Raw genomic sequence first — 12,676 nt, 5'->3', positions numbered from 1 at the left:
GGCGAGGTGCGCCTGCTGCTCATGTCCGACACGCACCTGCCCAAGCGCGCCAAGGCGCTGCCGGAGCAGCTGCTCGCCGAACTCCCGCGCGCGGACGTCGTGTTCCACGCCGGGGACTGGGTCGACACCGCCACCCTCGACCTGCTGGAGAGCCGCAGCCGCCGGCTGGTCGGGGTGTACGGCAACAACGACGGCCCCGAACTGCGCGCCCGGCTCCCCGAGGTGGCCCACGCCGACCTGGGCGGCCTGCGCTTCGGGGTCGTCCACGAGACCGGTCCCGCCCAGGGCCGCGAGGCCCGCTGCGCCGCCCGCTTCCCCGACCTGGACGTCCTGGTCTTCGGGCACAGTCACATCCCCTGGGACACCACCGCCCCCGGCGGCCTGCGGCTGCTCAACCCCGGCTCCCCGACGGACCGCCGCCGCCAGCCCCACTGCACGTACCTCACGGCCACGGTCGCCGACGGAGCCCTCACCGAGGTGACCCTGCACCGGCTGCCGCGACGGTAGCCGCCGGGCGGCAGCCGGTGGTTTCCGCCGGTGGCGCCGGTCGGGGTCTGCCGGGACGGCGGGCCGCGGCGGCACACCGCTCGGCCCGCCGTCCCGGCAGACCCACCGGTGATCACCGGCTGTGGCAGGATGCGTCGATGATCTCCAGCTCAGGCATACCCGCCGTCGTGCCCCCGGGCCGCCTCGCCGAGCCCGGCCAGCCCGTCCTGCCGCTGGCCGGTGGACTTGAGCTGCGGCCCTGGCAGCTGACCGACGCCGACGCGGACGCCCTGCTCGCCGCCGGGCGGGACCCGGACATCAGCAGGTGGAACCTCTTCTCGGTCGCCGACCGCGCGGAGGCCAGGGCCCGCATCGAGCGCCTGCACGCGCGCCGGCGGGCCGAGACCGGAGTCGTCTGGGCCATCGCCCCGCAAGGCGGCGCGCCCGTCGGCCTCGCCGGACTGAACGGCGTCGACCTCGCCGCCGGCACCGCCGAACTCCTGTACTGGGTGCTGCCCGCGGCGCGCGGAACGGGCCTCGCCGTCCGGGCGGCACGCCGGCTGAGCCGGTGGGCCCTGGACGACCTCGGTCTGCACCGGCTGATCCTGTGCCACTCCGTCGCCAACCCGGCGTCCTGCCGGGTCGCCGAGAAGGCCGGATTCGGCTACGAGGGCACCCAGCGCAGCGCCCTCCTGCACGCCGACGGCTGGCACGACCAGCATCTGCACGCGCGCGTGGCCGGGGACCCCGACTAGGGTCTTTCGTCCGGAGCAGGCCGGATCAGGGCGCGGTGCCAGGGCCCGCGAGCCCGGCACGATCCAGATGAAAGACCCTAGGGCGCGTGTCGGGCAGGGTCCGCGGAGAGCGCGTCCCTGAGAGCCGCCCGGGAGGTGACCCCCAGCTTGGGATAGATCTGGTACAGGTGGGCGCCGACGGTGCGGTGCGAGATGAAGAACCTCTCGGCGATCTGCTTGTTCGTCAGCCCGGACGCGGCCAGCTCCGCGATCTCGCGTTCCCGCGGGGTGAGGTCCGTCCCCCGCTGGTCGTTCGTGTCCGCCACCGTCGAACCGACGGCGCGCAACTCCTGTGCCGCCCGCGCGGCCCAAGGGCGGGCGCCCAGCCGCCGGAAGGTGCCGTGCGCGGACCTGAGCGGGCCCTCGGCCTGCGACACCGCCCCGGCACGGCGCAGCCGCGCGCCCCGGGCGAGCTGCACGCGTGCCCGGTCGAAGGGCCACTCGTCGACACCCGAAGCGGACAGCGCCTCGTTGAAGAATCGTTCCGCCACCTCGTCGTCCTCCGCCACGAGGCCCGCCGCGCCGCCCGCCAGCAGCGCCAGCCGGGGGGACAGCGCCTTGACGGTGGACGCGCGTACGGCGCGCACGTGTGCCCTCGCCTCCGCCTGACGGCCGGTGCGCAGGGCCGACTCCACGAGGTCGAAGAACACCCACACCGAGGGCTGCGCGTACGGCTCCAGGCTGCCCGCCGGGCTGATCGCGTCGGCGTGACGGAAGACCGCTTCGAAATCCCCGGTCGCGCCGTGTGTGAGGACGCGGACGTGATGGGCGTACTGGACGACCGACCGCAAGCCGCGCGGGGACGCCCAGTCCGTCATCCGGTCGGCGAGCATGAGGGCGGTGTCGATGTCGCCGCGGGACGCCGACACCAGTCCCTTGCTGAAGTGGAAGTACCAGGAGAAGAAGCTGTACCCGGAGTCCGTGCACAGCGCGAGTCCCTCGTCGGCCAGCTCGATGGCCTCGTCCCATCTGCCCGTGTGGTAGCCGTCGAGGCCGAGGTGGAGCAGGACACCCAGGTGCCGGCGTACCGGACCGCCGTTCCGGCCCTGCTGGACGACACGCCAGGACGGTGCGCGCAGGGCGGACAGGCGGTCCGTGTAGACCGCCGCGGTTCCGACGCGCACGATCCGGGCGGGATCGGTTTCTTCCGTGATGCCGTGGATGATGCGGTCGAACCGCCGCAGCGTCGCCGGCCCGGTGCGAGCGGGGTCCGAGTACAGCTGCCCGAGGATGGACAGCAGCGCCGGTGGTGCGGGACGCAGCCGGGCGAGCGCGGCGTGGAACGGGGCCCACAGTTCCGCCCTGGCCCCGTAGATGCACAGCAGCGAGAGGAGGTGCAGCGCGTCGATGAGGGCGGCGTTGCCGGCGTCGTAGCCGTGCGTTCCCTCTTCGATGGCACCGACGAGGAGACGGTGAGCCGTGGTCACGTCACCGTCGCCGTTCAACAGGAGCTGGACCGTGGCGGCGGCGGAGTGCAGCGACCTGCCGTGGTCCGGGTCGGCCCGTCGCGCGTTCTCCAGCAGTTTCGAGGCGCTGCGCAGCGCACCGGTCGCCTCGGCACCGATGTACGCGGCTTCCGCGAGCCGGCGGGCGCGGTCCGCGCCCAGCGGACTGAGGTCCGCGGCCCGGGTGAGCGCCGCGATCGCGGCCACGGCGTCCCCGCGGTCCAGGACGCGGTGCGCCGCCTCTTCCAGCCGGGCGGCCACCTGCTCGTCGGGTTCGATCGTCGCCTCTCCCAGGTGCCAGGCCTGGGATTCGGGCCGGCCGCCCAGCACCTGCGCCAGAGCGCGGTGGGCCGAGCGCCGGCTGCTGCTGGTGGCGGCCTCGACCACGGCCGACCGGATCAGCGGATGGTGGAACACCAGCCGGCGGCTGTCCTCGTGCAGGCGCACGAGCTGGTCCTGCTCGGCGGGCGCGAGGTCTTCCAGGTCGGCGTTGCCGTCCCATTCCCGCGCCGCACCGCACAGGACACCGATCTCACCGCTGCCTTCCAGGGCGGCCAGCAGCAGCAGCCTGCGCGTGGCGGTGGGGAGGCCGCGGACCCGGGACATGAACAGGGACTGCAGGCGTTGGCCGAGCGGCAGGACGGACGGCAGGGTTTCGAGCGCCGCGCGCTGGCTCGCCCGCAGGGCACGGGGGAGTTCCAGCAGGGCCAGGGGATTGCCCTGCGCGGTGTGCAGCACGCGCCGCCGGACCTGGCGGGCCAGGTGGGGGAAGCGCGCGTCGATCAGACGGGTCGCCGATTGCGTGTCCAGCGGCGACAGCTCGTACGTCGGCAGGCCGCCGCTCTCGAAGAAGCTGTCGGCGCCGGGGCGCATCGCGGCGAGGAACCTGATGCGGGTACCGGAAAGCCGCCGGGCGACGAAGCCGAAGACCGCGGCGCTGGCCCGGTCGACCCAGGGGAGATCGTCGACGATGATCAGCACCGGGCTCCTGGAGGCCGCGGCCTGCAACAGGGCCAGCGCGGCGTTGAGGACGACCAGGCGTTCCGGGGGCTGACCGGCACCGAAGCCGAGCGCGACCCGGAGGGCTTCCCGGTGTGTGCCGTCGAGGGTGTCGAGGACGTGCCGGAGCGGAAGGAACGCCTGGTTGAGTGCCGCGTAGCTGACGTCCGCCTCGAACTGGACGCCGGCGATACGCAGGACGCAGGTGCCGGTGTCCGCCGCGGACCGCGCGAGGGCGTCCAGGACCACGGTCTTGCCCACGCCCGGGTCCCCGCGCAGCAGCAGGGCCCCGCCGAAGCCCGTGTGAGCCAGGAAGCCCGAGACGAGTTCCAGGTCCCGGTCCCGTCCCACCAAGGGCCCGGCGGCACTCGTCAGCGGCAGGTCGTCGAAGCTCACCGAGTGTCCTCCCCCGTCGACCGGAGCGGGTCCCTCGGTGTCAAAAACCTCGCGGCGAGCGCCATCCGCTTCCCCCGTTTGATGACGTTATCAATGCGCATACGTGCTGGTGGATCAGGTTGAGGGTAACAAATGCGACGCGCCCGTTCCGCTGGTGCCGATCCCTTCCGCCCCCATCGCGCGCCGGGGCCCGCCCGCCGGCCGAGCCGACTCAGAAGCCGAGTCCCGGGCCGATTTCCAAGGCGGCCGTCCGCGCCCTGGCGCGTACCTGGGGACTGGCGCCCGGCGAGGAGCAGGCCGCCGAGCTGCGGCGGCCTGCTCCTCGCCGAGAGCGGCTTCGTCACCGGCACCGAGCTGTACGTCAGCAGACGGCGGCCCTGCCGCAGGGCGAGCGGCATGCCCAGTGCGTGCCCCCCGGCAGGAACGGTCACCCCACTCGCCGGGGATGGATCGCCCCCCTCGTCGCGCTCAGCGGTGACCCGGTGCCGCCCCACCTCAGGGCCACGATCTCCGCCGCCACCGACACCGCCACCTCCTCCGGCGTACGGGCGCCGAGGTCCAGGCCGAGGGGGGAGCGCAGGCGGGACAGTTCCCGGTCGGTGAGGCCCGACTCGATCAGGCGGCGGAGCCGGTCGTCGTGGGTGCGCCGGCTGCCCATCGCCCCGATGTACGCCGCCGGCCGCCGCAACGCCTCCAGCAGCACCGGCACGTCGAACTTCGGGTCATGGGTCAGGACGCAGATCACCGTCCGCTCGTCGGTGTGCGTGCCGCGCAGATAACGGTGCGGCCAGTCCACGACGACTTCCGACCCTTCCGGGAACCGGCGGGGGGTGGCGAACACCGGCCGGGCGTCGCACACGGTGACCCGGTAACCGAGGAAGTCCCCGATCCGGGCCACGGCGGCGGCGTAGTCGATGGCCCCGAACACCAGCATGCGCGGCGGCGGCGCGAAGGACTGGAGGAACACCGTGACGGTGTCCTCGCGGCGCTCCCCGTGCGGGCCGTAGTGCCGCAGGCCGGTCACGCCGAGGGCGAGTTCGCCGCGCGCGTCGGCGGCGACGGCCGCGTCGAGCCCCGGGGTCCCCAGGGTGCCGGCGGCCGTGCGGGGCCACACCGCGAGCGTCGACCCGCACGGCGCCGGCCCGTCGACCACGGTGGCCACGGTGACCGGCTCGCCGCCCGCGACGGACGCGGCGACCGCGCCGAACGCCGGGTCCCGGGCCGGGGTCACCGGCCGTACCAGCACGGTGATCTCGCCGCCGCAGGTGAGCCCCACCGCGAAGGCGTCCTCGTCGCTGTAGCCGAACGTCTCCAGCCGTGCCGCCCCGCTCTCGACGGCCTCCTGGGCCAGCTCGAACACCGCGCCCTCCACACAGCCGCCGGACACACTGCCGACCACCTCGCCGTCCGGGCCGACCGCCATCGCGGCGCCGGGCCCGCGCGGCGCGCTGCGGCTGACCGCGACGACGGTGGCCAGCCCGAACGGCACCCGGGCGGCGTACCACCGGTCCAGCACGGCGAGAATCTCACGCATCGTCGGCTCCTCGGCTCGCACCGGGCACGGCACCTGGTTGAACGTTAATCCGTTGGCGGTGAGGCCGCCGTTCTGCTGCACTGCACCGGTCGAGTTCCCGAGAGAACCAGGAGCGATCATGCGCGCACCGTTCATGTCCGGCCCGGAAGGAATCGCCCACTCTCTCAAGGACATGACGCTTCGTGCCATTGCTCAATCTGGGAATCCTCGCCCATGTCGACGCGGGTAAGACGAGCCTGACCGAACGGCTCCTGCACACCGCCGGAGTGATCGACGAGATCGGCAGCGTCGACGCCGGCAGCACCACCACCGACACCCTCGCGCTGGAGCGGCGGCGCGGCATCACCATCAAGTCCGCCGTCGTCTCCTTCCCGCTCGACCGCGTCACCGTCAACCTCATCGACACCCCCGGTCACCCGGACTTCATCGCCGAGGTGGAACGGGTGCTCGGCGTGCTGGACGGAGCCGTCCTGGTCGTCTCCGCCGTCGAAGGCGTCCAGGCGCAGACCCGTGTGCTGATGCGCACCCTGCGCCGGCTGCGCATCCCCACCCTGGTCTTCGTCAACAAGATCGACCGCCGCGGCGCCCGGGACACGGCGGTGCTCCGCCAACTGGCCCGACGGCTCGCCGTACCGCTCGTCCCCATGGGGACCGCCGCGGGACTCGGCACGCGTGCCGCCCGCTTCCTGCCCGGCCTCGGCCCGGCAGCGCACGAGGCCCTGGCGGACCGGGACGACGTGCTGCTCGCCGCCCTCCTCGACGGCGCGGTCCCCGAGGCCCGGCTGCGCGGCGCGCTCGCGGCACAGACCCGGGACGGCTCCGTCCACCCGGTGTACTTCGGCTCCGCGATCACGGGCGCCGGTGTGACCGAGCTGGTCGACGGCATCCAGGGGCTGCTGCCCGCCGCCGCCGGTGACCCGGACGGCCCCCTCTCGGGCACCGTCTTCAAGGTGGAGCGGGGCCCGGCGGGGGAGAAGGTGGCCTATGCCCGGCTCTTCTCCGGCACCCTGCGCGTCCGTGACCGCATCCCCTTCGGCGACGGCGGCAAGGACCCGGGCAGGGGAGCGAACGGCCGCCGGGAGACCACCACCGACCGCGAAGCCCGCCCCGCAGGCGCCCGTGCCACCGAGGGCCGCGTCACCGCGCTCGCCGTCTTCGACCACGGCACGGACAAGCGCGCGGACAGCGCCGGTGCGGGCCGGATCGTGAAGGTGTGGGGCCTCGACGGCATCCGGATCGGTGACGCGCTGGGCACGCCGGGACGGTCGTATGAGCACCACTTCGCGCCGCCCACCCTGGAGACGGTCGTCGTACCCGGCGCCGGCACGGACCGCCGCTCCCTGCACCTCGCGCTCACCCAGCTCGCCGAACAGGACCCGCTCATCGGCGTCCGCCACGACGGGCTGCGCGGGGAGACCTCCGTGTCGCTCTACGGCGAGGTGCAGAAGGAGGTCGTCCAGGCCACCCTCGCCGACGAGTACGGCCTGGCCGTCACCTTCCGCGAGACGACGACCCTGTGCGTCGAGCGGCCGGCCGGCACCGGGCACGCCGTCGAGTTCAACAAGAAGGACGCCAACCCCTTCCTCGCCACGGTCGGCCTGCGCGTCGACCCCGCCCCGCCCGGCACGGGCGTGGCGTTCCGGCTGGAGGTGGAGCTGGGTTCGATGCCGTACGCCTTCTTCAAGGCGGTCGAGGACACCGTCCGGGAGACGCTCGGCCAGGGACTGCACGGCTGGCAGGTCGTCGACTGCACGGTCACCATGACCCACTGCGGCTACTCGCCCCGGCAGAGTCACGCGCACCAGGGCTTCGACAAGAGCATGTCGAGCACGGGCTACGACTTCCGGGGCCTGACCCCGCTGGTCCTGACCGAGGCGCTGCGCCGGGCCGGCACCCTGGTGCACGAGCCGGCGCACCGCTTCCGCCTGGAGGCGCCGGCCGACACCCTCGGCGCGCTGCTGCCGGTGCTGGCCCGGCTCGGTGCCGTGCCCGAGGCCACCGGTACGCACGGGACCACCTGTGTCCTGGAGGGAACCGTGCCGGCCGCCCGGGTGCACGCGCTGGAGCAGCGGCTGCCGGGACTGACCCGGGGCGAGGGCGAGCTGGAGACGGCCTTCGACCACTACGCGCCGGTCACCCGGGGCACGGTCCCCGAACGTCCGCGCACCGACCACAACCCGTTGAACCGGAAGGAGTACCTGCTCAACGTGACGCGCAGGGCCGGGGAACGCCCCGACCGGCCGTCGGCCGACCCACAGGCGACCTGCTCGTGAGTCCTGGCACCGCGCGCCGCACGGGCGGCGGCGCGCTTCCGACGGCAGGGGTGTGGCCTCCGAGGTGAGTGGGGACGCCCCGGAGGCCACGGCTCGGTGCGGCGTCACCCCCCGCTGGGGCCGGTCCAGTCCGCCTGGACGTGCCCCAGCCGGACGCGCTGCGGATGGTCGCCGACCGGGACCGACGTCACCTTCCTGCCGGTGGCGAAGTCGATCGCCGTCACCTGGTCGGCGCCGCTCTCGGAGACGATGCAGTCCTTGCCGTCGCCGCTGACCGTCGCCCAGTACGGCTTGGACGTCGTGACGAGCGGACCCTCCTGGAGCGAGGCGCGGTCGACCACGGTCGCGTAGTCGTCCATGGTGCCCGCGACGCAGAGCTTCGTGCCCTCGGGGTTCATCGAGATGCCGTGGTGACGCGAGTCGTTGACCCAGGTGGTGCGGTCCTCGCTGGTCGCCGGGTTCTTCGGCAGGGTCTTCATCCGGGTGATCTTGTCGGTGGCGACGTCGTACTCCAGGAAGCCGTTGAAGAACGACACCTGGAAGTACAGCTTGGACTCGTCGGCGGAGAACACGGCCGGGCGGACCGCGTCGGAGAAGTCCTTCAGCCCGAACGCGTCCAGCCGCTGCCGCATGTCGATGACCTTGACCTGCTTGTACGTCGTCGCGTCCACGACGGTGATGTGCCGGTCGCCCTTGGTCCAGTCCCAGCCCGGGCTGTCCAGGTCGGTGTTGACGTCACCGATGGACATGTTCCAGATGTACTTGCCGTCCTTGGTGAAGATGTTCTCGTGCGGCTTGTCACCGGTCGCGAAGGACCCGAGCTGCCTGCCGGTGTCGATGTCCAGCACGTGCACGGTGTTCGCGGTCGAGGCGGAGACCGCCACCCGGGTGCCGTCCGGGGAGACCGCCATGTGGTCGGCGCGGTAACCGGCCACCGGGAAACGCCAGTTGACCTTCCCGGTGGCGAGGTCCAGGGAGACGACGTCCGCGAAACTGGGCCGGGACACCACCACCGACCTGCCGTCGGGCGTGGAGTACATGTCGTCGGCGAACTGGTCGTGGCCCTCGCCGACGCTGTTGCGGATCGCCTGGAAGTAGATCCACTTGATCGGGTCCGCGTTGATCTCGGCCATCCGCGCGGCCTTGTCCGGGACGACGTTGATCCGGCCGATCTTCGCGAAGTCGCCGGAGGAGCGGATGACATCGGCCGTGCCGTCCCAGTTGTTGCCGACGAACAGCACCTCGCGCAGCCCGGCGGGGGCGGCGGAGCTTGCGGAGGCGGCGGTCGCCGGGGCGGCGACGGTCAGGACGAGGGCGGCGGCCACGGAGCACAGGTGCCTGGTTCTGGAGGCAGCCATGACGGCTCTCTTTCCTCGGGGGAATCTGAACACGGGTGCTTTCACAGTGAACTTACTGAAAAGTAAGGAAGGGATGGCCTTCTCGACAAGATGTGTGCACGACAAGATTGGGGGAGCGGCGGAATGACCGAGGGGGACGCGTGGAAGGCAGGCTCAGGGCGCCGACGGGACGCTACGGCGGACGCTCCGCCGAGGAACGGCAGGCCGAGCGCCGCCGCCGCTTCCTGGACGCGGCACTGGGGCTGTTCGGCGACACCCCCGGCTACCGGGGCACCACGGTCGCCGCGCTGAGCCAGGCCGCCGGCCTGTCCACACGCCAGTTCTACGAGGAGTTCCGCACCCTGGAGGACGTCCTCGCCGCCCTCCACCTCCAGGTCAACGGCTGGGCCGAACAGGCCGTCCTGGACGCCCTCGCCGACGCGGACGGGCTGCCGCTCGCCGAGCGCGCCACCGTGCTCTTCCGGGCCTACGCCCACGGCGTCACCCGTGACCCGCGCCGCATCCGCATCGCCTTCGTGGAGATCGTCGGCGTCAGTCCCCGGCTGGAGGAGCAGCGCCTGGCCCGCCGGGCCCGCTGGATCGACCTCATCCGCGCCGAGGCGGACGCGGCCGTCGTCCGCGGGGAGGCGGCGCCGCGCGACTACCGCCTCGCGGCCACGGCCTTCATCGGCAGCGTCAACGGCCTGCTGCACGACTGGAGCGCCGGCTGGGTGGACGCCACACTGGACGAGGTGGTGGACGAACTGGTCCGGCTGCTGCTCGGCATGCTCCGCCCGGAGGGCTGGCGCCCCGGGAGCCCCTGAGCCACGGGCGCCCCGGGCCGTGGCGCAAGGAGGCGGGGCCGGTCCGTTCGGCGCGCGGGATCGGGCCGGAGCTGCTCTGCTGGGTCTGAGGACACGCCGTACCCGTTCCCGGAGAGAGCCATGAGTACCTATCGAGCCGCACAGGTCACCGCTCCGAACGGCACCTTCGAGCTGGTCGAACGCGAGGTCCGGCCACCCGGACCCGGCCAGGTCAGGATCGCCGTGGAAGCGTGCGGGGTCTGCCACAGCGACGCCCTCTTCGTGAGCGGCGGGCTACCGGGCGTGTCGTTCCCGGAAGTCCCCGGGCACGAGATCGCCGGGCGCCTGGAGGAACTCGGCGAGGGCGTGCGGGAGCGGGGCTGGCAGGAGGGCGACCGGGTGGCCGTCGGCTGGTTCGGCGGCAGCTGCGGCCACTGCCGGCCCTGCCGCGAGGGCGACTTCATCGTGTGCCCGAACCTGAAGGTTCCCGGCTGGGCCTACGACGGCGGCTTCGGCGAGAAGGTGATCGCACCCGTCGACGCCCTGGCCCGCATCCCCGAAGCGCTCTCCGCGAGCGACGCCGGACCGATGGCCTGCGCGGGCGTGACCACGTACAACGGGCTGCGGCGCAGCTCGGCACGGCCCGGTGACCTGGTCGCGGTGCTCGGGATCGGCGGCCTCGGCCACCTCGGCGTGCAGTACGCCGTGGCCATGGGCTTCGAGACCGTGGCGATCGCCCGGGGCGCGGCGAAAGCCGACTTCGCCGCGCAACTGGGCGCCCACCACTACGTCGACAGCACCTCCGGCACCCCGGTCGCCGAGGCGCTGCAATCCCTCGGCGGCGCCAAGGTCGTCCTGGCCACCGCGGGGCACTCCGATGCCATCACGGCCACCGTGGACGGCCTGGCCCACCGCGGCGAACTGGTGGTCATCGGCGCGGACACCGCACCCCTCGGCATCAGCCCGACCCAGCTGCTCATGGCCGGCCGCGTGGTGCGCGGCCACCCGTCCGGCACCTCGCAGGACGTGGAGGACACCATGGCCTTCAGCGCGCTGCACGGCATCCGCCCCATGACCGAGAACGTGCCGCTGGACGACGCGGACGAGGCGTACCAGAAGATGCTGTCCGGCAAAGCCCGCTTCCGGATGGTGCTCACCGCCTGACGGGCCGGCGTCAGCCCGTCACCCGGTCAGCCCGTCCAGCGCGGCGAACACGGGCGCGGCGCCGTCCGCGTCCCGGACCTCGTGCGCCCGGGCGGCCCGCGGACAGGCGGCGCGGCGGTACGAAGGCCGGGGAGACCAGCCGGGCGCACCGGAAGCCCGCGTCGAACCGGACCGGGACCCGCACCGCCGGCACCCCGGCGCGCAGCCCCGGCCCGGCCGGCGCCCGAACCCCCGACGGCCGGTGCTACACGGCGGCGGACACCACCAGCAGGGCCGCCGCGAGCACCGCGCAGCCCAGCACGCAGCAGGCCAGCAGCCGACGGCGCAGCGCCCGGTAGCGTGACTCGTACGCCTGCCGCAGCTCCTGCGCCCGCTCGGCCGTGCGGTGCCACGAGAGCCGGGCCAGCGCCAGGTACGCGTCCTCGAACTGCCGCTGCACGTCTTCGCGTTGGCTGTCGGTGAGCCAGCCGAGCCGGGAACCGAGGCGTACGGCGGCGGTACGGCCCTCCTCCCGTGCGGCGGCCAGCAGCAGATGGCCCTCGATCTGCCGGACGAGGTCCCGCTCGTCGTGCGCCGTCACCGCGCGGTCAACTCCCGCTCCGGGGACGGGACGCCGGGGTGGTGCAGGTCGAACGCCGGGGACTCGCTGCGGATCCGCGGCAGCGTGACGAAGTTGTGCCGGGGCGGCGGGCAGGAGGTCGCCCACTCCAGCGAGCGTCCGTAGCCCCACGGGTCGTCGGTCTCGACCGGCTTGCCGTACCTGGCCGTCTTCCAGACGTTGTAGAAGAACGGCAGCAAGGAGGAGCCGAGCAGGAACGAGAAGACCGAGGACACCGTGTTGAGCGTGGTGAGCCCCTCGGCCGCGAGGTAGTCCGGGATCCGCCGCTGCATGCCCTCCGCTCCCAGCCAGTGCTGGACCAGGAAGGTGCCGTGGAAGCCGATGAACAGCGTCCAGAAGGTGATCTTGCCGAGACGCTCGTCGAGCATCTTGCCGGTCCACTTCGGCCACCAGAAGTGGAAGCCGGAGAACATCGCGAAGACGACCGTGCCGAAGACCACGTAGTGGAAGTGGGCCACCACGAAGTACGAGTCGGAGACGTGGAGGTCGATCGGCGGGGAGGCGAGCATGACCCCGGTCAGCCCGCCGAAGACGAAGGTGACGAGAAAGCCCATCACCCACAGCATGGGCGTCTCGAAGGACAGACTTCCCTTCCACATCGTGCCGATCCAGTTGAAGAACTTCACCCCGGTCGGCACCGCGATCAGGAACGTCATGAAGGAGAAGAACGGCAGCAGCACACCGCCGGTGACGTACATGTGGTGGGCCCACACGGTCACGGACAGGCCGGTGATGGCGATGGTCGCGGCGATCAGGCCCATGTAGCCGAACATCGGCTTGCGGGAGAACACCGGGATCACTTCGCTGATGATGCCGAAGAAGGGCA

Annotated in this window: 10 protein-coding genes; 5 read left to right on the top strand and 5 right to left on the bottom strand. The window is 72.8% G+C overall.

The window, feature by feature from the left end; translation table 11 throughout:
- Window positions 1-6: 6 nt before the first annotated feature.
- Together AB0946_RS24475 and AB0946_RS24470 are read left to right on the top strand one after the other, a co-directional pair.
- Window positions 7-507, top strand: a complete 501-nt coding sequence (locus AB0946_RS24475) for a metallophosphoesterase (RefSeq protein WP_189816745.1) — start codon at window positions 7-9, stop codon at window positions 505-507.
- 137 nt (window positions 508-644) lie between these two features.
- The gene (locus AB0946_RS24470) at window positions 645-1,241 is read left to right on the top strand and encodes a GNAT family N-acetyltransferase (protein WP_366762789.1); all 597 of its coding nucleotides are present in this window, start codon (window positions 645-647) and stop codon (window positions 1,239-1,241) included.
- Between the two features lie 77 nt (window positions 1,242-1,318).
- On the opposite strand, the gene AB0946_RS24465 is transcribed toward AB0946_RS24470, so the two are convergent.
- Window positions 1,319-4,120: an AAA family ATPase gene (locus AB0946_RS24465; RefSeq protein ID WP_366762788.1), complete on the bottom strand. Its 2,802-nt coding sequence runs from the start codon at window positions 4,118-4,120 to the stop codon at window positions 1,319-1,321.
- A 427-nt stretch (window positions 4,121-4,547) separates the two neighbouring features.
- Entirely contained in the window at window positions 4,548-5,654 is a 1,107-nt protein-coding gene (locus AB0946_RS24460; protein ID WP_366762787.1) for an XdhC family protein, read from the bottom strand.
- Between the two features lie 182 nt (window positions 5,655-5,836).
- On the opposite strand from AB0946_RS24460, the gene AB0946_RS24455 reads away from it, so the two are divergent.
- Window positions 5,837-7,927: a translation factor GTPase family protein gene (locus tag AB0946_RS24455; RefSeq protein ID WP_366762786.1), complete on the top strand. Its 2,091-nt coding sequence runs from the start codon at window positions 5,837-5,839 to the stop codon at window positions 7,925-7,927.
- 104 nt (window positions 7,928-8,031) lie between these two features.
- On the opposite strand, the gene AB0946_RS24450 is transcribed toward AB0946_RS24455, so the two are convergent.
- Window positions 8,032-9,285, bottom strand: a complete 1,254-nt coding sequence (locus AB0946_RS24450) for a YncE family protein (RefSeq protein ID WP_366762785.1) — start codon at window positions 9,283-9,285, stop codon at window positions 8,032-8,034.
- A gap of 140 nt (window positions 9,286-9,425) precedes the next feature.
- Here AB0946_RS24450 and AB0946_RS24445 point away from each other — a divergent pair, with 140 nt between their 5' ends.
- Both AB0946_RS24445 and AB0946_RS24440 read left to right on the top strand, forming a co-directional pair.
- The gene (locus AB0946_RS24445; protein ID WP_366762784.1) at window positions 9,426-10,088 is read left to right on the top strand and encodes a TetR/AcrR family transcriptional regulator; all 663 of its coding nucleotides are present in this window, start codon (window positions 9,426-9,428) and stop codon (window positions 10,086-10,088) included.
- Between the two features lie 120 nt (window positions 10,089-10,208).
- On the top strand, window positions 10,209-11,231 hold the full coding sequence (locus tag AB0946_RS24440) for an alcohol dehydrogenase (protein WP_366762783.1): 1,023 nt from the start codon (window positions 10,209-10,211) through the stop codon (window positions 11,229-11,231).
- Window positions 11,232-11,475: 244 nt separating this feature from the next.
- Here AB0946_RS24440 and AB0946_RS24435 read toward each other — a convergent pair whose 3' ends face one another.
- Window positions 11,476-11,811, bottom strand: a complete 336-nt coding sequence (locus AB0946_RS24435) for a hypothetical protein (RefSeq protein WP_366762782.1) — start codon at window positions 11,809-11,811, stop codon at window positions 11,476-11,478.
- On the bottom strand, window positions 11,808-12,676 hold an 869-nt coding region (locus AB0946_RS24430), incomplete at its 5' end, for a cbb3-type cytochrome c oxidase subunit I (protein WP_366762780.1). The genes AB0946_RS24435 and AB0946_RS24430, both read right to left, overlap by 4 nt.

It is taken from the genome of Streptomyces sp. NPDC046870, assembly GCF_040704595.1.
Classification (GTDB): Bacteria; Actinomycetota; Actinomycetes; order Streptomycetales; family Streptomycetaceae; genus Streptomyces; species Streptomyces argyrophylli.
This window is presented reverse-complemented; position numbering and strand designations above follow the sequence as displayed.